The 19668-nt window shown below is 68.6% G+C and carries 23 protein-coding genes; 12 read left to right on the plus strand and 11 right to left on the minus strand.

The window, feature by feature from the left end:
* Positions 1-17: 17 nt before the first annotated feature.
* The 5 genes from EV653_RS08680 to EV653_RS41625 all read right to left on the minus strand — a co-directional run bounded on the left by EV653_RS08680 (position 18) and on the right by EV653_RS41625 (position 3584).
* Positions 18-635 (minus strand): UdgX family uracil-DNA binding protein, encoded by a 618-nt coding sequence (locus tag EV653_RS08680; RefSeq protein ID WP_134099869.1) that lies wholly within the window; start codon positions 633-635, stop codon positions 18-20.
* Positions 636-664: 29 nt separating this feature from the next.
* Complete coding sequence (locus EV653_RS08685; RefSeq protein WP_238159633.1) at positions 665-1135, minus strand: vitamin K epoxide reductase family protein; 471 nt, start codon at positions 1133-1135, stop codon at positions 665-667.
* Between the two features lie 2 nt (positions 1136-1137).
* The gene (locus EV653_RS08690) at positions 1138-2046 is read right to left on the minus strand and encodes a DUF929 family protein (RefSeq protein ID WP_134099872.1); all 909 of its coding nucleotides are present in this window, start codon (positions 2044-2046) and stop codon (positions 1138-1140) included.
* Between the two features lie 99 nt (positions 2047-2145).
* Positions 2146-3039: an FAD-dependent monooxygenase gene (locus tag EV653_RS41620; protein ID WP_238159634.1), complete on the minus strand. Its 894-nt coding sequence runs from the start codon at positions 3037-3039 to the stop codon at positions 2146-2148.
* Complete coding sequence (locus EV653_RS41625; RefSeq protein ID WP_202871512.1) at positions 2985-3584, minus strand: FAD-dependent monooxygenase; 600 nt, start codon at positions 3582-3584, stop codon at positions 2985-2987. The genes EV653_RS41620 and EV653_RS41625 overlap by 55 nt, the downstream gene beginning before the upstream one ends.
* Before the next feature lie 86 nt (positions 3585-3670).
* Here EV653_RS41625 and EV653_RS08700 point away from each other — a divergent pair, with 86 nt between their 5' ends.
* Positions 3671-4273, plus strand: a complete 603-nt coding sequence (locus EV653_RS08700) for a TetR/AcrR family transcriptional regulator (protein WP_134099875.1) — start codon at positions 3671-3673, stop codon at positions 4271-4273.
* A 10-nt stretch (positions 4274-4283) separates the two neighbouring features.
* A complete protein-coding gene (locus tag EV653_RS08705) occupies positions 4284-4910 on the plus strand; it encodes an SAM-dependent methyltransferase (RefSeq protein WP_134099879.1) in 627 nt (208 codons plus the stop codon).
* On the opposite strand, the gene EV653_RS08710 is transcribed toward EV653_RS08705, so the two are convergent.
* Positions 4885-6009, minus strand: coding sequence for an MFS transporter (locus EV653_RS08710; RefSeq protein ID WP_134104042.1), 1125 nt, complete (start codon positions 6007-6009; stop codon positions 4885-4887). The genes EV653_RS08705 and EV653_RS08710 overlap by 26 nt on opposite strands.
* A 103-nt stretch (positions 6010-6112) precedes the next feature.
* Between EV653_RS08710 and EV653_RS08715 the strand changes: the two genes are divergently transcribed.
* Positions 6113-6979 (plus strand): AurF N-oxygenase family protein, encoded by an 867-nt coding sequence (locus EV653_RS08715; RefSeq protein WP_238159635.1) that lies wholly within the window; start codon positions 6113-6115, stop codon positions 6977-6979.
* A gap of 31 nt (positions 6980-7010) precedes the next feature.
* Positions 7011-8279, plus strand: a complete 1269-nt coding sequence (locus tag EV653_RS08720; protein ID WP_134099885.1) for an FAD-dependent oxidoreductase — start codon at positions 7011-7013, stop codon at positions 8277-8279.
* On the opposite strand, the gene sigJ is transcribed toward EV653_RS08720, so the two are convergent.
* Positions 8242-9162, minus strand: coding sequence for an RNA polymerase sigma factor SigJ (gene sigJ / locus EV653_RS08725; RefSeq protein ID WP_238159636.1), 921 nt, complete (start codon positions 9160-9162; stop codon positions 8242-8244). The two genes, EV653_RS08720 and sigJ, sit on opposite strands and share 38 nt — an antisense overlap.
* A gap of 83 nt (positions 9163-9245) precedes the next feature.
* Here sigJ and EV653_RS08730 point away from each other — a divergent pair, with 83 nt between their 5' ends.
* Entirely contained in the window at positions 9246-9695 is a 450-nt protein-coding gene (locus EV653_RS08730; RefSeq protein WP_134099888.1) for a YybH family protein, read from the plus strand.
* On the opposite strand, the gene EV653_RS08735 is transcribed toward EV653_RS08730, so the two are convergent.
* A complete protein-coding gene (locus EV653_RS08735) occupies positions 9685-10461 on the minus strand; it encodes a serine/threonine-protein kinase (protein ID WP_134099892.1) in 777 nt (258 codons plus the stop codon). The two genes, EV653_RS08730 and EV653_RS08735, sit on opposite strands and share 11 nt — an antisense overlap.
* A 182-nt stretch (positions 10462-10643) precedes the next feature.
* A complete protein-coding gene (locus tag EV653_RS41035) occupies positions 10644-12416 on the minus strand; it encodes an ABC transporter ATP-binding protein (protein ID WP_166679319.1) in 1773 nt (590 codons plus the stop codon).
* A gap of 105 nt (positions 12417-12521) precedes the next feature.
* On the opposite strand from EV653_RS41035, the gene EV653_RS41040 reads away from it, so the two are divergent.
* Genes EV653_RS41040 through EV653_RS08750 form a run of 3 tightly spaced genes read left to right on the plus strand, consistent with a single transcriptional unit; the run spans position 12522 to position 15071 of the window.
* Positions 12522-13841, plus strand: coding sequence for a sensor histidine kinase (locus EV653_RS41040; RefSeq protein WP_166679320.1), 1320 nt, complete (start codon positions 12522-12524; stop codon positions 13839-13841).
* Positions 13838-14470, plus strand: a complete 633-nt coding sequence (locus EV653_RS08745) for a response regulator (RefSeq protein WP_202871513.1) — start codon at positions 13838-13840, stop codon at positions 14468-14470. The genes EV653_RS41040 and EV653_RS08745 overlap by 4 nt, the downstream gene beginning before the upstream one ends.
* A 55-nt stretch (positions 14471-14525) precedes the next feature.
* Positions 14526-15071, plus strand: coding sequence for a hypothetical protein (locus tag EV653_RS08750; RefSeq protein ID WP_134099898.1), 546 nt, complete (start codon positions 14526-14528; stop codon positions 15069-15071).
* Here the strand turns inward: EV653_RS08750 and EV653_RS08755 are convergent.
* On the minus strand, positions 15045-15686 hold the full coding sequence (locus EV653_RS08755) for a class I SAM-dependent methyltransferase (protein ID WP_202871514.1): 642 nt from the start codon (positions 15684-15686) through the stop codon (positions 15045-15047). The two genes, EV653_RS08750 and EV653_RS08755, sit on opposite strands and share 27 nt — an antisense overlap.
* 79 nt (positions 15687-15765) lie before the next feature.
* Here EV653_RS08755 and EV653_RS08760 point away from each other — a divergent pair, with 79 nt between their 5' ends.
* From EV653_RS08760 to EV653_RS08775, 4 genes are read left to right on the plus strand one after another with little or no spacing between them, the layout of a single operon-like run.
* Positions 15766-16113 carry a YciI family protein gene (locus EV653_RS08760; protein ID WP_134099903.1) on the plus strand — a complete coding sequence of 116 codons (348 nt, stop codon included), beginning with the start codon at positions 15766-15768 and terminating at the stop codon, positions 16111-16113.
* A gap of 20 nt (positions 16114-16133) precedes the next feature.
* A complete protein-coding gene (locus tag EV653_RS08765) occupies positions 16134-17324 on the plus strand; it encodes an RNA polymerase sigma factor (protein WP_202871515.1) in 1191 nt (396 codons plus the stop codon).
* Positions 17325-17341: 17 nt separating this feature from the next.
* Positions 17342-18517 carry an acyltransferase family protein gene (locus EV653_RS08770; protein ID WP_134099909.1) on the plus strand — a complete coding sequence of 392 codons (1176 nt, stop codon included), beginning with the start codon at positions 17342-17344 and terminating at the stop codon, positions 18515-18517.
* A 16-nt stretch (positions 18518-18533) separates the two neighbouring features.
* Positions 18534-18971 carry an SRPBCC family protein gene (locus EV653_RS08775; RefSeq protein WP_134099912.1) on the plus strand — a complete coding sequence of 146 codons (438 nt, stop codon included), beginning with the start codon at positions 18534-18536 and terminating at the stop codon, positions 18969-18971.
* Between the two features lie 18 nt (positions 18972-18989).
* On the opposite strand, the gene lexA is transcribed toward EV653_RS08775, so the two are convergent.
* Positions 18990-19643 carry a transcriptional repressor LexA gene (gene lexA, locus EV653_RS08780; protein WP_134099918.1) on the minus strand — a complete coding sequence of 218 codons (654 nt, stop codon included), beginning with the start codon at positions 19641-19643 and terminating at the stop codon, positions 18990-18992.
* Positions 19644-19668: the final 25 nt, after the last annotated feature.

Raw genomic sequence — 19668 nt, forward strand, 5'->3', positions numbered from 1 at the left:
GAGGCAAGGACACTGCGCTAGCCGAGGAGCGCGACCGCGGCGCGGAGGTCGTCGACGAACAGACCGAGATCGCGAGTGAAGTCCTGCGAGCGGACCACCGCTGACGGGTGGACGGTCGCGATCGCGGCGGTGCCGTCGGGGAGCTCGACCTTCTCGCCGCGGTGCTGCGTCACCCTGAAGCTCGGGCCGATCAACGAGCGTGCGGCGACGGCACCCATGATCACGACCAGCGCGGGCTTCACGATCTCGAGTTCACGCGCGAGCCATGGGTGGCACGCGGTGACGTGCCCGGCGGACGGAGTCTTGTGGATCCGCCGCTTACCGTCGCGTTCGAACCGGAAGTGCTTGACCGCGTTGGTCAGGTAGATCTCCGACCGGTCGATGCCCGCTTCCGCCAGCGCCCGGTCGAGCAGCCGCCCGGCCGGGCCGACGAAGACGTGGCCTTCCTTGTCCTCGTGATCACCGGGCGTCTCGCCGACAACCATCATCCGAGCCCGGACCGGCCCTTCGCCCGGGACGGCCTGCTCGGCGTCCTCCCACAGGTCGCATCCGCGGCAGTTCCCGAGGGTCGCACGCACTTTCCGCATGCCGCCGTCATGCGGCACCCATTCCTCCGCCCCGGCGTACGTCGTCATCCTGCACCGGTACCCGGGACGGCGCTAATTCATGACGCCGGCGGGATCAGGGCCTGCCGGATGATGACCAGTGCGAACAGGATGAGCGTCAGGCCGTGGACCACCGTGCACCACAAGCAGATGGCGTTGATCTGGAACAGCTCCGCCCAGATCAGGTAGCAGATGAACACGACCCCGACGAGCACGGCGGCCAGGCGCAGCCGGCCCGGCCACGGCGACGACGTACGCCAGAGCGGCGGCACCGACAGGGCCGTCATGCCGACGAAGAAGCCGAGGCCGAGCAGGGCGACGGGGATGCCGAACACCTTCGAGTACTGGCTGCTGGTGACCTTCGCGCAGTTCACCACACCGGTGTCCGGGCACGCGAGCGTCGTACCGGCTGTGAAGTGTTCATAGGTCAGGTAGCCGGCGACCGCCAGGCCGGCGATCGACACCACCAAAGTGGCCCATGGGATCCAGCCCAGGGACGTCTGGGAGGACCGCTGTGCTGTGTCGCTCACGGTCAGCTGTTCCCACTGCCGAGCTTCGAGGCCGCCGCGGTGACGGCAGAGCTGGTGCACACGTTGGCCGGCTGGTTGTTGGTGATCTTGCAGATCGCCGCCGTGTACACGTTGGCCGACGCGATGACGGCCTTGGCGATGTCGTTGTTCGGGTCCTTCAGCGCGTCCGCGACCTGCGCCTGGGTCTTTCCGGCCAGCAACTGCGGGCTGTATGTCGCGCCGGACGACACGAACTTGCCGCCGATGTCGATGAACGGGATCGACCCTTCACTCGAGACGTACGGCGGTTTGTTGTACGTCTCGAACGTCTTCTCGTCATCGGGAGCCGGGGTGTCCAGCGGCTTGTACCCGTTCCCCGCCTGCTCGTTGGTCGTCGTCTCGACGCCGGTGAACGCGAGGTACTGACTTGTGAACGTCGCGCCGTGGAACGAAAGCGTCGGCGTGTTCGGGAACTCGTCCGCGGACGCCGAGTGCGTCGTACCGAGGTTGCTGAACGTCCCGAACCGCGACAGCGCGACCGTCACCGGCCAGCGCTCGGCCGCGCAGAACGGGCAGAACTCGGCGCCGATGTAGAGCACCTTCGGCTTGCCGTTCGCCGTCAGCGCCGGCGCGGTGATCGCGGACGGCACCGCCTTCACACCCTCCGTGCCGACGGTCGAGAACGTCGACTCCGGGATCGAGGAGAGCGCGGTGATGAGGGCCGCGTCGGCCGCGCCGGAAGGACCGGTCGCCGTCTTCTTGCCGCCGCCGACCAGCCGGATCGTCACCAGCCCGCCGACGATCACGATGACCAGGACGACCGCACCCACCGCGAGCAGAAGGCGTCGCCGTCGCTCCGCCGCCTGCTGGGCGGCGAGCTGCGCTGCGATCCGCTCCCGGGCCGCAGCCTTCTGTTCGACACGCCTTGCCATGACTCTCCTCTGATCGCGCACGGGCTCCTGAAAGACAACTATCCATAGGTCCCGGAAGTTCCTGTCCTTCTGTCACCGCGAGATTACAGATCGCGAGCGCTACGGCAGGTAGCAGGTCAGGCTCTGAGGAGTCAGGCCGGCATCGGAGCGCCCGCCAACGTGCTGGTCCGGCCTCACCAGTAAAGCCCCATCCGCCAACAGACCGGCCCACTCCATGCCGCCGAGGTGGTGGACCCGGACCTTGTCTCCGAAATCCGGCGCGTCCGGCCCGGCGAGGACGACGTACTCCGGCCCGCAGAGATCGAGCGTGGACCGGCCATCGGGCAGCTCGACGTGGGGCAGGCGCGTACCTATCTGCCCGGTCAGCGCATCGACGTACCCGTCGTCCGCGTAGCTGTAGCGCATCATGATCGCGCCGGTGTCGATCTGCTGCGCAACGTCGGCGGCGTTGCTCGGGGTCTCGATGCCATAGCGCGCGAAGAAGTCGGTGCGGAGGCGGGCCTGCTGTGCAGCGAGTACGGCGCGCGGCCGTCGCTCGGTCTCGTAGGTGTCCAGCAGGTCCGGTGCGGCCTGTCCGTTCAGCACCATCGCGAGCTTCCACGCCAAGTTGTGTACGTCGGCGATGCCCGTGTTCGCGCCGTACCCACCCCACGGCGCGTGCTGGTGCGCGGCGTCGCCCGCGAGGAAGACGCGGCCGCGGCGGTACTCGTCGGCGACGTGGACCCGCGTGTCCCAGGTGCTGCTGGCAAGGATCTCGACGTCGATATCGTCCTTGCCGATCGCGGCGTGGATCTGCTCGAGCACGTTGTCCGGGGGAGTGTCGTCGTACTCGAGGTGGAACGACCATTCGTCGGTGTTGTTCTTCGCGAGGATCATGCCGCGGACGACCTCGTTGGCGATGTCGCACTGGCTGAACGTGCGTCCGGTGACGAGCTCGGTCAGTCGGCCCGCGCGAACGCGTTCAGGTACTTGTGTGTCGGCGGCAACGTCCAACCGGTGATGCCGAGCTGGGTCCGGATCTGGCTGCCGGTCCCGTCGGCGGCGAGCAGGTAGTCGGCCTCGATCTCGTCACCCCCGATCGTCGCCGTCACCCCGTCCGACCCGGTGCTGAACTCGGTGAGCTCCGTGCCGAAGTGCAGCTCACCGCCGCGTTCGCGCGCGATGGCGGCCAGCACCGGCTCCAGCAGCACCTGCGGGCAGAAGCAGAAGTTGGACGGGCTGGGATCGAGGCCGAGGCCGAGCTTGTGGAGGTTCTTGAGGTCCAGTGCCTCGGAGTCGATCAGGTTCCGGCCGTGGCGGGCGCCGCCGAACGCTCCGGCTTTCAACGCCGTTGCGGCGACTTCCTGGACCCGATCCTCGATGCCGAGCTGCCGGAACATCTCGACGGTGCGGACGTGCACTCCCCGCGATCTCGGCAGCACCGAGGCGCCCGTACGGCGTTCCACCAGGACGAAATCCACCTCGTGGTACTGCAACAAGAGTGCTGCCGACAGGCCGACGAGCCCGCCTCCGACGATCAGCACCGGCGTCCGCGTCATGATGTTCTCCTACACTCGGATCTAAAATTACACTCGACTATAAAGTTATAGCGCGATGTAAGCTGGCGTCGCAAGGAGGTGCCGCAATGGGTGGCTTGCGGGAACGCAAGAAGGCGGAGACCCGCGCGCGGATCGCGGACGTCGCGTTACGGCTGTTCGCCGAGCGCGGCTTCGACCAGACCACGGTCGCAGAGGTCGCCGCGGCGGCGGACGTGTCGGTCAAGACGGTCTTCAACTATTACCCGGCCAAGGAGGACCTGTTCTTCGATCGTGCCGAGGAGATCGAGCAGAGCTGGCTGGAGGCGGTCGCCGATCGGCAAGAAGGAGAGAGCCTGCTCGCGGGTCTGCGGCGCCGGTCGTTGGGGCGGTTCGCCGACCATCCGAACGGACCGTCGACGCACTTCCGTCGGGTGCTGGCCGGTAGCCCGTTGTTGCAGGCCAAGGGCCAGCAGATGTGGGCCTGGCATGAGGATGCGGTCGCCGCAGCTCTGGCCGAGGAGGTGGATGAGCTGACCGCGCGGATCCTGGCCCATCAGGTCTTCAACATCCACCCGCTTGCTCTCCGCATGGTCGAGCGATGGACCGAGGAGGGGCTCGAGGCCGACGAGATCCGGGAGCGTGTGCTCGCGTTGGTCAATCGTGCCTTCGACCTGCTCGACCGTAGCGTGGGTGTCGGTGGGGCCGTTTAGGGTTCGCGCCATGGATTGGAAGACGTGGCATGAGCGGTACGACGACCCTGAGTCCGGGCTGTCGCGCCGGCTCGCGGCCGTGAAGGAACAGGTTCGGGGGGCGCTTGACCGGGCTCCCGCTGGTCCGGTGCCGGTGGTGAGCCTGTGCGCCGGTCAAGGCAGGGATCTGCTCGAGGTGTTGGCGGACCATCCGCGTCGGGCGGATGTGCAGGCGAGACTCGTCGAGCTTGATCCTGGGCTGGCCGCCTCCGCACGGGAGCGGGCCGTGGCATTCGGCCAGGTGGAGGTCGTCACCGGTGACGCGTCGCTGACCGATCAATATGTCGGTCTCGTGCCGGCGGAGCTTGTCCTGCTGTGCGGGATCTTCGGCAACATCAGCTCCGAGGACATCCGGCGGACCGTCGACGCGAGTCCGCAGCTGTGCCGTACGGGCGGAACGGTGATCTGGACCCGCCATCGGGAGGATCCGGATCTGGCCCCGTCGATCTGTGACTGGTTCGAGGCGCGCGGCTTCGAACGTGTCTGGCTGTCCGACCGCGACGCCGGGTTCGGCGTGGGCGTGCACCGCTTCACCGGCGTACCTGAGCCGTTGATCACCGGGCAGAGCCTTTTCAGCTTCGTTTCGGGCGCAGTATGACGAGACCCACGAGCAGCAGGACGGCGAGCGCGAGGTAGCCGACGTCCAGCACAGCGATGGTCGCGACCGCGGCGACGAACAGCGGCCCGCCCGCGTCACCGAGCTCGCGACCGAGCTCGGCTGTCCCCATGGTTTGCCCGAGTCGCTCGGGCGGAGTGCTCGCGGCCAGCGCGGCGAACCCGAGCGGCGTGATCACACCTGTGCCCGCACCGATCAGTGCGGCTGCGATGAGCAGGAACGCGACGCCAGGTAGAGCAGCACAGCCGAAGCCGAGGGCGGCCAGGCCCAGGCCGATCGAGATCCCGGTCCGTGTCGTCAGCCGCCCGGCGTCGAGCGCCCGGCCGGTCCGGGGCTGCACGATCGCGGCCGTTGCCGCCAGCAACGAAACCGCCGCTCCGGTGGCAATCGTGCCGAGTCCGTCGGAGGCGCCTGTGACCGGCAGGAACCCGACGCCCACCGACAACGCGGCCGTCGCGGCCGCCAGCGCCATGGTCGGACGGAGAAACGCCGGGTCCGTGATCCGCCGCGCGAGATCGAGCACGGTCTGCCGCGTCCGTGGCAACGGAGGCACGACAGGTACGGCGGCCAACGCCCACACCGCCACGCTCGCCGCAAGCACGGTCATCACACCGAACAGCAGCCGGAATCCGCCCAGCCACACCAATCCGCCTCCGAGCAACGGCCCAGCGGTGTAACCGATGCTCTTGTAGAACCCATAGCTACCGAACGCGCGCCCGTGCTTGCTCGCCGGGTTCAAGCGTGCGACGAGCGTCGAGGCGGCCGGTGAGAAGGCCGAGGCGGCGGCTCCCTGGCCGAGCCGGGCGACCCACAGCCAGCCGGGGCTGTCGACCAGTACATAGGTGCCTGAGGCGACGGCGAACCCGACCAGCCCGAGCAGCAGGACCGGGCGGGCGCCGATGCGATCCGCGATCGTCCCGAACACCGGCTTCAGCAGCACCTCGGCTCCGTCGTACAGCGCCAGCAGGATGCCGAGCGTGAGCAGCGAGGTGACGGCATCGGCCGACGATGCGCCGAGGTTCGCCGCCACCGCGTGGGCGCCGAACGCCGTCGTAAAGCCCGCCGCGTACAGCGGCCACATCCGCACCACAAAGCCCGAGGGTATCCGGGTCGACGGCTTGCCGGATGGTGCGACAGCAGTTATGTTACATGGACGATGTAATATCGCATCGGAGGTGTGTGGGATGGATGAGACCGCGCAGCGGTTGCTCGGGTCGGCGACCCGGTTGTCCCGGGATCCGGAGACGGAGATCGACTGGGACGCGCCGATCGGCGACGGTTACGGGATGTCGCCGGAGTGGAGCACGCTCTACGGCATGCCGTACTGGGACGAGCTGACCGAAGCCCAGCAACGGGAGCTGACCCGGCACGAGTCCGCCTCGGTGGCGACGACCGGGATCTGGTTCGAGCTGATCCTGCAACAACTGGTCCTTCGGGATGTCTACGACAAGCCGGCCCGGAGCGCCGAGTTCCAGTGGGCACTGACCGAGATCGCCGACGAGTGCCGGCACTCGATCATGTTCGCGCGCGCGACCGAGCGGATGGTGGAGCCGGCGTACCGGCCGCGGTTGCTGGCCCGCGAGCTCGGGCGGATGTTCAAGACGGTCGCGACGGGCGAGTCGGCGTACGCCGCGATCCTTGTTGCGGAAGAAGTCCTGGACGTCATGCAGCGCGACTGGATGCGGGACCGGCGGGTCGAGCCGTTGGTGCGTACGGTCAACCACATCCATGTCGTGGAGGAGTCGCGGCACATGGTGTTCGCTCGCGAGGAGACTCGGGAGCGGCTGGCCGGCGCCGGACGTGGACGGCGCTGGGTGAGTGCGCTGGTGATCGCGATCGCGGCCGACATGATCGTGTCGAGCATGGTCGGTCCGGCGGTCTACGCGAACGTCGGCCTGGATGTGGACCGCGCGGTCCGTGAGGCGCGACGGAATGAGCATCACCGGTCGTTGCTGCGGACCAGCTGTGCGAACTTGATGGACTTCCTCGGGTCGCTCGGGCTACTGACGCCGGCTGCGTCCCGGGTGTATCGGCGGACCGGGCTGCTGTGAGTGCTGTGAGTGCTGTGACTGCGGTGCCGGTATGAGTTACGCGATCTCGGGGGAGTGCTGCTCGGACGCCAGCTGTGTCGCGGTATGCCCGATGAACTGCATTCATCCGGCGCCTGGTGAGCCTGGGTTCGGGACCGGGGCGAGTCTGTTCATCGATCCGCGGACGTGTATCGACTGCGGGGCGTGTGCCGACATCTGTCCGGTGGATGCTGCTCAGCCGTCCGAGCAGGCTGCGGCTGAGGATGTGGAGCGGAACGCGGCGTACTTCGCGGGACAGGAGCCGCTGGATGCGATGGACCTCGACAGCTGGGAGGCCCCGTCGTACCAGGTGTGGGGTGGAGGACCGCGGCGCGTGCTGGTGGTCGGCGCCGGGCCTGCCGGTATGTATGCGACGCGTGAGTTGTTGCTCCGGACAACGGCTGAGGTGACGCTGATCGATCGGCTCGAGCAGGTCGGCGGGCTCGTTCGGTACGGCGTTGCGCCGGATCACCCGAGCACCAAGCAGATCATCAGCAGCTTCGAACGAATCATCCACCACCGGCGCGTGCGGTGGCTGCCGGCTACCGATGCGACGGAGCTGCGGCGCGGGGCCGGTGGGCTGCCGGATGGGTTCGACGCTGTCGTCCACGCCGTGGGGGCTCGGAGGAGTCGTCGGCTGGGGATCCGCGGCGAGAACGCGGCGTGTAGCGCGGAGGATTTCGTTGCCTGGTACAACGGGCGGCCGGGAGCGGCGTTGCCGGTGGAGCTTGCCGGCCCACGAGCGGTGATCGTCGGGAACGGCAACGTCGCGTTGGATGTCGCCCGGATCCTGCTGAGCGACGAGGCGCGGCTGCGGACGCTGGATGTGTCGCCCCAGGTGCGCAGAGCGCTCGCGGCCAGCGGAATCAAGGAAGTCGTTCTGCTCGGCCGCCGCGGACCGGACGAGGCCGCCTACACGCAGCCGGCGTTGCAGGAACTCCTGACCGCGGCGGGTGACCGCGTCGAGCTGCGGTATCACGCCCGGCCGACGGCCTGGACCTCCGAAGCGCTCGCGCTCGACGACGGTACGACGATTGCTGCGGGCAACCTGTTCACCGCGATCGGGTTCGAGGGCCGGCCGATCGACGGGCTGCCGTTCGACCCGGCCCGCGGGATCGTGCCGAACGTCCGCGGCGCCGTCGTCGGCCGGCCCGGGCACTACGTGGCGGGCTGGATCAAACGCGGCGCTCGCGGTGGGATCGGCGTGAACAAGGCCTGTGCGCAGGAGACAGTGATGACGCTGGTCAGTTCGTCCACGGCCCCAGCTTCTCCGGGTTCCTGATCGCCCAGATGTTCGTGATGCGATCGCCGTCGACGTCGAACGCGATCACGGTCTCGATCACACCCTCGAACTGGATCACCAGACCAGGCTGGCCGTTCACCGTGCGCTCGACGAGCTCGCGACCGAGCATGAAGACAGGAAGCCCGGCGAAGTACGACGCGACCTCGGCGCCACCGTGCACCGGCTCGAGGGCGGCCGTCACGATTCCGCCGCCGTCGGCGACCGCGGTGACCTCGGGGTCGAGCAGGCTGACGAGCTTGGCGATGTCGGTCGCCTCCCAGGCCTGCTTGAACTGCCGGATGAGCTCCGCCCGGTGTGCCGAGGGCGCCGCCGGGAGTTGCGCGTCGCGGATCCGGCGCCGGGCCGAGGACGCGAGCTGACGGCAGGCCGCCGGAGTACGACCGACGATCTCGGCGACCTCCGGGAACGGGTACCGGAAGACGTCGTGCAGGATGAACGCGACGCGCTCGGCCGGCGTCATCGCGTCGAGTACGACGAGGAACGCCATGTTGACGGACTCGTCCAGCGTGACGCGATCGGCCGGGTCACCGGTGCCGCCCGGCTGACCGGTGTGCCACTCGGTGCTCTCCGGGAGCGGCTCGGGGATCCACTCACCGACGTACCGCTCGCGCCGGGACCGCGCGGAGCGGAGCAGGTCGAGGCAGATCCGGCTGGCGACCTTGGTCAGCCACGCGGCCGGGTTGTCGATCGCCTGCTGCTCGGCCGGTGTCATCGCGTACCACCGGGCGTAGGTCTCCTGGACCACGTCCTCCGCGTCGGCCAGCGACCCGAGCAGGCGGTACGCGAGGTTGATCAGCTGCCGCCGCTCGCTCATGATCGCGCTCAGGCCCGGCTCGCTCATGTCGGTCCTCTCCTCGTTCATACCCCGGTTCATATCCGTACGACGGAACAGCCCGGCGAACTGTGAGGTCTGACAGTCCGCGCCGCTGCCTCGTCGTACCGATCATGACCACAGACAACAGAGACAACGCAGTAGCCGAAGTAGATATCCGTGAGCGTATCGACAGCCTGCTCGACGCGGTCCGTACCGGGGACCTCGAGACGTTGCGGACGGTCTTCGCCCCGAACATCGTCTCGTTCGACATCGAAGCCCCGCTCCGGCATCTCGGCGAGGAGAAGAAGATGTCGAACTGGGAGCAGATGTTCACCGTCCTGCAGGTGCCGTTCGAGTACGAGACCCGCGATCTGACCGTGTTCGTCGACGGCAGCCTCGCGATCGTCTACAGCCTCAACCACATGAACGCCAGCATCGGCACCGGCGGCAAGATCGACTACTGGCTGCGCTGGACGTCGGCGTGGCAGAAGATCGACGGACAGTGGATGATCGTCCACGACCACGTCTCGGTGCCGACGTACTTCCCGGAGGGCCGGGCCGCGATGGATCTCATGCCCTGAGCCAGGACGGCCACGGCCTGAGTTCGCCGGCCGCCTCCGCCAGTGCTGTGAGCGCCCGCTGGGCCGTCGGGTGCGGCGCGAGCAGGAAGCGGACGTTGTCGGGCAGCTCTCCAGAGGCCTCGGCGAGCGTCCGGCCGAGGCTGTAGAGGTCCATCTCGGCGGAGACCGGCTCGCACGCTTCTTGTGCGGGCGAGGCGTAGCCTTCGGTTCCGACCGGATGCCCGGCGGGCTGCTCAGTCCCGATCCGGCGCGCGCTGCCGAAGTCGATCAGCACCGGCCTACCGTCCCGCAGAACGACGTTGTCCGGTTTCACGTCCAGGTGCGCCAGTTCGCGACGGTGCAGGTCCATCAACGCAGGCAGCAATTGCGCTCCGAGATTCGCCGCCTCCGAGATGCTGAGCAGCCCGTTGTCCTCGAGTTCGTCGGCCAGCGTCGGACCATCGACGTACTCGACGAGGATGTGGGGGATCGGCTCGTCGGTGCCGTCGGCGAGCAGCCGCGGAAGGCCGGGGTGGAGGTTGCCGGCGAGCGCGGTCGTCTCGCGACGGAGGGACTTGACCGCGCGAGGATGGTGGATCTGATGAGGGCGTGCGGCCTTGAGTACGGCGGGCGCCCAGAGCTGGACCGACCACACCAGCCAGCTCTCGCAGCGGTGGCCGACGCCGAGACGCTCGACGGCAAAGGTTCCACCGGGCAGCTCGCAGCCTTCGGCCCAGTCCCAGACGGCCAGGCCGTCCACATCATCGGTCGGCGTGTCGACAAGCATGGGCGATCTCCTTGGCACGAGGTGAAGCCTGCCGCCGGGATGTGTCCCGGCGGCAGGCTGGTGGGGTCAGCCGCGCGAGCGGCTGCGGGAACGGCTGCGGCTGCGCGAACGGGACCGGCTACGGGACCGTCCGTGGTGCATGACGGGCTTGATGCGCAGGGTGTGCATGGTGTGCATGGTGTTCACCTCCTTCCGGCGAGTTGGTGGTCGAGTGTGACGACCCGGTCGGCGATCGCCGCCAGGTCGCGATCGTGGGTGACCATCAGCACCGTGCGGCGCGAGGTCCCGGTTGTCCCGGTTGTCCCGGTTGTCCCAGTTGTCCCAGCGGTCATGGCCCGGATGGCCTGGATCACGCTGCCGGCCGAGACCGGGTCGAGTGAGGCGGTCGGCTCGTCGAGCAGCACCATCGGAGCGGGCGACACCGCGGCCCGGGCGAGCGCGACCCGGCGGCGCTGACCGCCGGAGAGCCGTACGCCGCCTTCGCCGAGCGGCGTGTCGTAGCCGAAGGGCAGCCGGTCGGCGAACTCGTCCACCAGAGCCGTCCGGCCGGCCGCGATCACGCCCGCACGGGTGGCGTTCTGGTTGCCAAAGGCAATGTTCTCGGCGACCGTTGCATCCAGCAACCACGGGTCCTGCGGGACGAACGCGAACCGGTCGCGCAGGCTGCGCTGGTCGCAGTCGCGGAGGTCCACGCCGTCGATCAGGATCCGGCCGGCATCCACGTCGTACAGGCGGAGGAGCAGGTGGAGTGAGGTGCTCTTGCCGATACCGCTCGGGCCGAGCAGACAGACCGTCTCGCCGGCCGTGATGTCGAGGTCGAACTGGTCGACGACCGGTCGGCCGGCTTCGTAGCCGAATGACACTCGCTCGAAGCGGACCCCGGAGCGCAGCCGGGGCGCCGGGCGGGCGTCGTACCGGTCCTCGACGGCCTCGTCGCAGTCGAGTACATCGCGGACGCGGACTGCGCTGGCTCCGGCCTTGGCGAGTACGACGGACAGGCGGGTTAGGCCGCGGACGGGCGAGTAGAGGTCGCGGAGGTACGCCAGTACGACGAGGAGCTCGCCGACGGACAGCGCACCGGTCAGGACATGGCGTCCGCCGACAACCAGGACCAGGGCGGTTCCGATCGCCAGCACGATGTCCGCCATCGGGGTCCAGCGGGCGTCGACGTCGATGGCACGGAGCTCGATGTCGAGGACGGCGCGGTTCCGGGTGCCGAAGATCGCGGCGGCGCGGTCGATCCGGCCGAAGGCCTGGACGGCGCGGACGTTGCGGAGCAGGTCGGTCGTCGCCCCGGCCAACCGTCCGGATTCGGTCCGGGCGGCGTGTTGGGCGGCGCGGATCCTGCGGCGCTGGCGGACCGCGAGGACGGCGAGGACCGGGGCCACGGCGAGGCCGATCAGGGCGAGCTCGGGGTCGAAGGCAACGAGCAGGGCGAAGACGCCGGCGAGCATCACGGCGTCCGGCAGGAAGGAGGTGGTCATCGCGACGACCGCGTCGAGGAGGCGGCCGACGTCGGTGGTGAGGCGCGAAACCAGCTCGCCGCTCCGCATCCGATCGTGCCAGCGGAGCGAGCGGGTCATGGTGCGCTGGAACATGGCGGCCCGCAGCGAGGCACCGATGCGCTCGGCGGCGCCCTCGACCGTTCGCAGACTCGCCATGTCCAGCAGCCCGACGATCGCGGACAGCAAGACGCTGGCGGCCGCGGCCAGCAGAAGCACGACAAGCGGACTCGCCGCGAGGCTTGCAGCGAACCCCGAGCCGACGCTCGGCGTGGCTGTGGATTGCGCGGGGGAGGTGGGGCGGAGGGCATGGTCCACCGCGAGGGCGAGGGGCCAGGGGCGGAGCAGGACCGCGCCGACTCGCAGGACGACCAGGCCGGACGCGGCGGCGAGAGCGGGTAGCTCCGGCCGTGCGGCGGGCCCGGCGACTGCGAGCGACAGCGGAAGTTTCATGCCGACAACGCTCGCCGTCGGCTGGTCGGCTCCGGTAGTGCACCTTGGTACTAGGACCGTTGTCGGGCTGCCGTCCGTCGGTAGGCGCACCCTACGATCCCAGGCATGGGAAGACTCCGACGTGCGGACCGCGGACCAATCTCGACGGTTGGCCTTCTGGTGCGCTTCACAGCGGCCGGGTTGATCGTGCTGCTCTCGCTGGCTGCGCTGATCGCGTTCGTTGCGCGCCAGGCCGGCATCGAGCAGGCGACCGAGTCCGCGCGGCAGGTCACCTACGTGACCGCCCGCGGCGTGGTCGAACCGCGCCTGGACGCAGTCGTCATCGCCGGCGAGCCCGCAGCACTCACAGCATTCGACCAAGCGATGCGCAAGTACGTCCTGCAAGGCTCGCTCGTCCGGGTGAAGCTGTGGAACGCCGACGGCCGGATCGTGTACTCCGACGAGCCGCGCCTGATCGGTCAGCAATTCCCGCTGGGACCCGAGGAGCAAGAAGCACTTCAGCGCCAAGGCAGCAGCGCCTCCGAGGTCAGCGACCTGAGCCGCCCCGAGAACAAGTTCGAGATCCCGTACAAGAAGCTGCTCGAGGTGTACGTCGGAGTCCGCGGCACCAACGGTGAGCCGATGCTGTTCGAGGCGTACTTCGAGTACCAGGCCGTCACCGAAGCGGGACAAGCCGCCTGGCGTCGATTCGCGCCACCGTCGCTCGGCGCGTTGCTGGTGCTGGAGCTGGTCCAGATTCCGTTCGCCTGGTCGCTGGCCCGGCGCGTCCAGCGGCAGCAGCGGGACCGCGAGCGGTTGCTGCAGCACGCGGTGGACGCGTCGGACGCCGAGCGCCGGCGGATCGCGGGGGAGTTGCACGATGGCGTCGTACAGGAGCTTACGGGCTTGAACTACGCGCTGGATGCGATGCGGCTCGGGCATCCGACCGAGGGGCAGCGGGCGGAGTTGATCGCGGACAGTGCGAGCCGGCTGCGGGGGAGTATCGGGTCGCTCCGGTCGTTGCTGGTCGACATCTATCCGCCGAACCTCGCCGAGGAGGGACTGACGTCGGCGCTGGCCGAGTTGGCTGCTGGGCTCGAGCGAGCCGGGATCGAAGTACGGCTGGAGACCGGTGGCGCGGACGAGTTGCCGCCGGCGGTTTCGGCGTTGTTGTTCCGTACGGCGCAGGAAGTCGTGCGGAATGTTGCCGCGCACAGCGGGGCCGGCGAAGTACTGATCAAGGCCGGTCGTTCGGACGGGCGTGCGGTGTTGATCGTGGACGACGACGGGCGTGGGTTCGACGAGTCGCGGCTCGGGGAGCGCAGCAGTAACGGGCACCTCGGGCTACGCTCGATCGGCGACCTGCTCGCGGAGTCGGGTGGCACGCTGACGGTCCGGGCCGCGCCCGGTCAGGGGACACGGGTGGAAGCCGAGGTACCGATGTGACGCGGGTGATCCGGGTGTTGATCGCCGACGACCATGCGATCGTCCGCACCGGCCTGTCCCAGTTGCTCGGTACTGCGGACGACATCGAGCTGGTCGGCGCGGCCGGTGACGGGGCCGAGGCGGCGACGATGGCGGCGGAGTTGCGGCCGGACGTCGTACTGATGGATCTGTCGATGCCGGGGACCGACGGGATCTCGGCGACCGAGCGGATCGTGGCGGCGTCGCCCGAGGTGCATGTGCTCGTGCTGACGTCGTTCAGCGATCAGGCGCGGATCCTGGATGCGCTCCAGGCCGGGGCTGAAGGGTATCTGCTGAAGCACAGCGAGCCCGAGGTGATCCTGGCCGGTATCCGGGAGATCGTGTCGGGTGGTTCGCCGCTGGATCCGAAGGCGGCGCGGGTACTGCTGACGAACCGGCGCTCGCCAGGCCCTGAAACCAAGCTGACCGACCGCGAGCAGGAGGTGCTCGACATGGTCGGCGCCGGCTTGCCGAACAAGACGATCGCGCGACGGCTGGGGATCAGCGAGCGCACGGTCAAGGCACACCTCACCAACGTGTACCAGCGCCTGGGCGTCACCGACCGCACCCAGGCAGCCCTCTGGGCCCAACGCCAACAGCGCGACAACTAGGTACTAGTACCAACGTCCGATACCCCCGGCCCGCCGGCGGCGACACGATAGAGCCATGGACGACCAGGCGCGCGACGCGCAGACCACGGGTGGGGCGAGCGCCGATCACGTGGGCGACGTGCGGCGGCGGCCTGTCGTGCTGCGCACGGGACGTGCCGACGACGTGGTGCCGCGGCGGTCTGCTCGGTATCTCGCGTGGGCGGGTAGCGGGGTGCTGGGGCTCGTGGCTGCCGCGGGGTTGGTAGCCGGCGGTACTGCGGTGTGGTCGGCCTTCGACCCGGGGACGCCGGGGCGGTCGCCGGCTCCGTTGTGGTTTCCGCCGCCGGAGACGATCACGCCGCAGAGCGAGCGGATCACGCCGACGCCGACTGTGGACGACCACGGGGGCGACCGCACTCGTACGCCGACGTCGAGCAGCACGACCGAGCCGGGGGACGACAAGGGCGGGACTCGCACGACCACCGGCAAGACCACGTCCGGTAATACCACGTCCGGGAAGACCGCCACGGGGAAGTCGACCACGGTGAAGCCGTCCTCCGGGAAGCACGGCTCGGATGACTCCGGGAAGTCAGGTTCAGACGACGGGCCCAGCCACAACTGACCGGGCTCGACCCAGGATGTGCGGCCGCGCCGGATTCGGCTGGTCCGCCGGGAAGTCGAACCGATCGATCTGCTCGATCACGAACCCGGCCGCCTCGATCGCGGCAGCGGTATCGCGATGCACATGACACCCACCGGCGAACAGCGACCAAACAGTCGCATCCGCGATCTTCTGCACCGTCTCCAACCGCCCACCCTCCGCGGCGACATGCTCGTAGAATCTGAGCTCCCCACCGGGCTTCAGCACCCGCGCCGCCTCGGCGAGCGCCACCTGCTGATCCGGCACCGAACACAGCACGAGCGACACCACAGCCACGTCAGCTGACGCATCAGCCGCCGGCAACCGATCCGCCGTACCCTCGACAACCTCAACCGGCACAGGCGCCGTCGCAGCGGACCGAGAAGCGTGAGCGCGCAGATAAGGCTCCGGCTCAACCGCGAGAACGCTCACGACCCCAGCCGGATAGTGCGCGAAGTTCCCACCATCTCCCGCGCCGATCTCGATCACCCGGCCGGCTGCCCCGGCCAGCAGCCGCCGCCGGTGCTCGGCCGCGCCTTCGCGGTCCATGGCAGGGCGGACTCGCGCGTACATCCGGGCAAAGATCGGCCGCTTCATGGGCACACGATGTCAGAGTGTCGGATTGAGCATGACCCGGATCGTCATCAGGCTGAAGCTATCGACTGGAGGTAAACGGGTGAAGTACGTGCTGATGTTCATCGAGACCGAGGAGTACCTCAAGGAGCTCGACGCGATGACGCCGGGCGAGCGCGAGCAGGCGTACCAGCGGGTGTACCAGTGGTTCGACGACCACCGCGACAAGATCAGCGACCGCGGAAACAAGCTGCAAGGGGCGGAGACCGCGACCACTGTGCGGCTGGACGGCGGCGTGGCGATGACCACCGACGGGCCGTTCATCGAGGGCAAGGAGGTCGTGTCGGGGTTCACCGAGATCGACGTCGCGGACCTGGACGAGGCGCTGCGGATGGTCAAGACGTGGCCGGCCTGTCCGGTCGTCGAGATCCGTCCGGTCGCCGAGATGTGAACGCGGATGTGAATGCAGAGGTGAGTACCGAGGACGAGCTGGCCCGCGTGGTACGTGACCACGCGGGCCGGTTGGCCGGCGCACTTGTGTCGCTGCTGGGGGACTTCTCGGCGGCCGAGGATCTGGTCCAGGACGCGGTCGAGATCGCGCTGAGGCGCTGGCCGGTCGAGGGCATCCCGGATCGGCCGGACGCCTGGCTGTTCACGGTCGCCAAGCGGCGCGGCCTCGACGTACTGCGTCGTCAGCAGAACTACCGCGCCAAACTGGCCGAGCTCCAGCACCAGGACGAGCAACCAGTTGCTCCGGATGATCGACTGCGACTGATCTTCACCTGCTGCCACCCGGCCCTCGCCCGCGAGGCGCAGGTCGCTCTCACGCTGCGGGTCGTGTGCGGGCTGACGACCGCACAGATCGCGGCTGCGTTGCTCGCCAAGGAGTCCGCCGTCGCGCAACGCATCACGCGGGCGAAACGCAAGATCACCGATGCGGGTATCCCGTACCGGATCCCGCGCGACGACGAGCTGCCCGAGCGCCTCACCGAAGTACTGACTGTCATCTACCTGCTCTTCAACGAAGGCTACCTCTCCAGTACGGCGGAACGCGCGCACTCCCGCGACCTGGTCGACGACGCCGAATGGCTGACCGCGCTCCTCCACGGTCTGCTGCCCAACGAGCCCGAGGTCGCCGGACTGCTTGCCCTCATCCGCTTGCACCGAGCCCGTACGCCGGCGCGCTTCACGCCGGCCGGCGAACTCGTCCTGCTCGAGGACCAGGACCGCACGCTCTGGGACCAAACCGCGATCGCCGAGGCCACAGCCCTCCTCACAAGGACGGCCCACCGTCACCACGCGCCCGGCCCGTACCAGTTGCAGGCCGCGATCGCCGCCTGCCACAGCGAGGCGCCGACCTGGGCCGAGACGGACTGGCGGCAGATCCTCGTCCTGTACGACATGCTGCTCACTCTGCAACCAAGTCCCGTGACCTGCCTGCACCGCTCGGTCGCGCTCTCCTTCGTCGAGGGACCAGCGGTTGCTCTGGCAGAAGTCGACCGGCTCGCGCTCGACACGTATCCGTTGTTCCACGCGACCCGTGCCCAGTTCCTCCGCGACCTCGGCCGCGACACCGAAGCGCATGTCGCCGACGAGCGCGCCGCGGACTTGACCGCCAATCCGGCGCAACTCGACCTGTTGCGCGAGCGGCTGGCCCGCTGAACCAGCATCCTTGCTCCATGGGAGCTCAGGGGCGGGGCGAACGGTTGTGGTTTCTCGACTGGTTACGGGTGCTGGCGGTTCTCGGGGTGTTCGTGTTTCACACCCTGCGGCCGTTCGACGACGGCGACTGGCATGTGAAGAACGCGGAGACCAGCGAGGGGATCTCGATCGCGATCGCCTTCCTCGGTCTGTGGGGGCTGGCCTTCTTCTTCATGATCTCCGGATCCGCTGCCTGGCTGGCATTGCGGTGGCGGACCGCGGTGCAGTTCTTGAAGGAGCGGTCGATCCGCCTGCTCATACCGTTCGCGGTCGCGTACGTGCTGCTCTCGCCCTTGCAGTACTTCATCGAGGAGCACCACAAGGGCCGGTCCACCCAGTCGTTCTTCGGCGACGTACGCACCTTCTTCAGCGATCTCGGCGGGGATGCGCCGCTGTGGCTGCGCGACACCTATCACCTGTGGTTCCTCGTCTACCTGATCCAGTTCGCCGTACTCGGACTGCCGTGGTTCATCCTGCTGCGCGGCCGGACGGACTGGATCGCGCGACGATGTCAGCGCCGTGGTTCGATCCTGCTCCTCGCCGTACCGCTGGTGCCGGTGCATCTGCTACTGCTCGCCGCGCCGGGGCCGGAGCACGGGTGGGGCGAGTTCGTGTTCTTCTTCGACTTCTTCGTCGTCGGGTATCTGGTGATGTCGGACGAGCGCCTGATGGCAGCGGTACGACGGGACGCCGTACCCGGACTGGTCCTCGGTCTGTGCGCCTTCCTGGTCGGGGTCTTCACCGGGATCATCGACTTCCTCGACGGCTGGTGGCCGGACCCCGGGTACTCCTGGCAGTACCTCTGGTACTCACCACTCATCACCTTCGCCGTCTGGGGCTGGCTGGTCGCCGTGCTCGGCTTCGGCATGCGCGCGGCCGCGTTCCAGCGCGCGGTCCCGCCCCCACTTGCCCGCGCCGCGATGCCGTACTTCATCGTCCACCAGCCGGTCATCCTCGCGATCGCGTTCTTCGTGGTGCAGTGGGACGCCGCGATCTGGACGAAGTACGCCGTACTGCTACCGTCCGCCTTCGTCGTCTCCGCCGCACTGGCCTTGCTCGTCTCGTCCCTGCCCGGAGTCCCGGTCCTGTTCGGCGTGAAGCGTGTCGAATCCGGGGCCGCGTCGATCGTCAACAGCTCGAAGGCATCCGACTGACTAGGAGACTGGGGCAATGGGAACGATCGTCACGAAGGTCGAGGTCGAGCGGAAACCGGACGAGGTGTTCGCCTACGTCACGGACCCGAACCATTTCACCGAGTGGCAGGCGAACGTCACCGGAGGGCACCTCGAAGGCGGTGAGCCGGTGGTCGGCGCCAAGTGCCTGACCCGCCGCAAGATCGGCGGCCGCGAGCGGGACGTGACGTCGCGGCTGACCGAGTTCGACCCACCGCGGGCGTGGTCGGTCCACGGCGACGAGGGACCGATCCGCTCCACGGTCAAGGTGACCGTCGAGCCGATCGCCGGCCGCGACGCCAGCACGGTGACGATCGACCTCGACTTCGAGGGTCACGGCATCGGCAAGCTGCTGGTGCCGCTGATGGTGGTTCCGCAGTCGCGCAAGGAGATGGTGCGGAACATGGCGCGGCTGAAGGCCAACCTCGAGAGGTAGACGCTGGTCAGCTGCGGTTCAGACGCTGCGGAGAACCGACACGACGACGCCCAGGATCGAGGCGTTGTCGCCGTCGATGACCTCGTACGCCGGGTTGCGCGGCTCGAGGTACACGTGGCCGTTGCGGCGACGGTAGACCTTGACCGTCGCCTCCTCGTCGATCATCGCGGCGACGATCTGGCCGGAGTGTGCCTCGGACTGCTGGCGGACCACGACGATGTCGCCGTCGCAGATCGCGGCGTCGATCATCGACTCGCCGCGGACGCGCAGCCCGAACACGGTGCCGCGTCCGGTCAGCCCGCGGGGGAGTTGCATGACGTCGTCGACGTGCTCGATCGCGGAGATCGGCGTACCGGCCGCGATGTCACCGACCACCGGGACCGGCACGTTGTCGTCGCTCGTGGCCTGTGTGCCCGACTCCTGCAGGAACATCCGGACGTCGATCGGCCGGGAGACCGACGGACTCCGGCGCAGGAAGCCCTTCTCCTCCAGGCTCGCCAGGTGCTTCGACACCGACGACGAGGAGCGCAGCCCGACCGCGTCACCGATCTGGCGGCTGCTCGGCGGGTACCCGTGGCGCGTCACCCAGTCGCGGATCACCACCAGGATCCGCTGCTGCCGCTCCGGAAGGGCCGCGGTGTCGAGGTCGCCGAACAGGTCGAGATCAGTCACCGCAGAACCCTATAGCGCTCGGCAC

The organism is Kribbella pratensis (assembly GCF_004365355.1).
GTDB lineage: Bacteria > Actinomycetota > Actinomycetes > Propionibacteriales > Kribbellaceae > Kribbella.

What these genes read in the sequence shown, in the direction of transcription:
- EV653_RS08680 (WP_134099869.1), bottom strand. Translation starts at nt 635, where the DNA reads ATGACGACGTACGCCGGGGCGGAGGAATGGGTGCCGCATGACGGCGGC.
- EV653_RS08690 (WP_134099872.1), bottom strand. Translation starts at nt 2,046, where the DNA reads ATGGCAAGGCGTGTCGAACAGAAGGCTGCGGCCCGGGAGCGGATCGCA.
- EV653_RS41625 (WP_202871512.1), bottom strand. Translation starts at nt 3,584, where the DNA reads ATGACGCGGACGCCGGTGCTGATCGTCGGAGGCGGGCTCGTCGGCCTG.
- EV653_RS08700 (WP_134099875.1), top strand. Translation starts at nt 3,671, where the DNA reads ATGGGTGGCTTGCGGGAACGCAAGAAGGCGGAGACCCGCGCGCGGATC.
- EV653_RS08705 (WP_134099879.1), top strand. Translation starts at nt 4,284, where the DNA reads ATGGATTGGAAGACGTGGCATGAGCGGTACGACGACCCTGAGTCCGGG.
- EV653_RS08710 (WP_134104042.1), bottom strand. Translation starts at nt 6,009, where the DNA reads ATGTGGCCGCTGTACGCGGCGGGCTTTACGACGGCGTTCGGCGCCCAC.
- EV653_RS08715 (WP_238159635.1), top strand. Translation starts at nt 6,113, where the DNA reads ATGGATGAGACCGCGCAGCGGTTGCTCGGGTCGGCGACCCGGTTGTCC.
- EV653_RS08720 (WP_134099885.1), top strand. Translation starts at nt 7,011, where the DNA reads ATGAGTTACGCGATCTCGGGGGAGTGCTGCTCGGACGCCAGCTGTGTC.
- sigJ (WP_238159636.1), bottom strand. Translation starts at nt 9,162, where the DNA reads ATGAACGAGGAGAGGACCGACATGAGCGAGCCGGGCCTGAGCGCGATC.
- EV653_RS08730 (WP_134099888.1), top strand. Translation starts at nt 9,246, where the DNA reads ATGACCACAGACAACAGAGACAACGCAGTAGCCGAAGTAGATATCCGT.
- EV653_RS08735 (WP_134099892.1), bottom strand. Translation starts at nt 10,461, where the DNA reads ATGCTTGTCGACACGCCGACCGATGATGTGGACGGCCTGGCCGTCTGG.
- EV653_RS41035 (WP_166679319.1), bottom strand. Translation starts at nt 12,416, where the DNA reads ATGAAACTTCCGCTGTCGCTCGCAGTCGCCGGGCCCGCCGCACGGCCG.
- EV653_RS41040 (WP_166679320.1), top strand. Translation starts at nt 12,522, where the DNA reads ATGGGAAGACTCCGACGTGCGGACCGCGGACCAATCTCGACGGTTGGC.
- EV653_RS08750 (WP_134099898.1), top strand. Translation starts at nt 14,526, where the DNA reads ATGGACGACCAGGCGCGCGACGCGCAGACCACGGGTGGGGCGAGCGCC.
- EV653_RS08755 (WP_202871514.1), bottom strand. Translation starts at nt 15,686, where the DNA reads ATGAAGCGGCCGATCTTTGCCCGGATGTACGCGCGAGTCCGCCCTGCC.
- EV653_RS08770 (WP_134099909.1), top strand. Translation starts at nt 17,342, where the DNA reads ATGGGAGCTCAGGGGCGGGGCGAACGGTTGTGGTTTCTCGACTGGTTA.
- EV653_RS08775 (WP_134099912.1), top strand. Translation starts at nt 18,534, where the DNA reads ATGGGAACGATCGTCACGAAGGTCGAGGTCGAGCGGAAACCGGACGAG.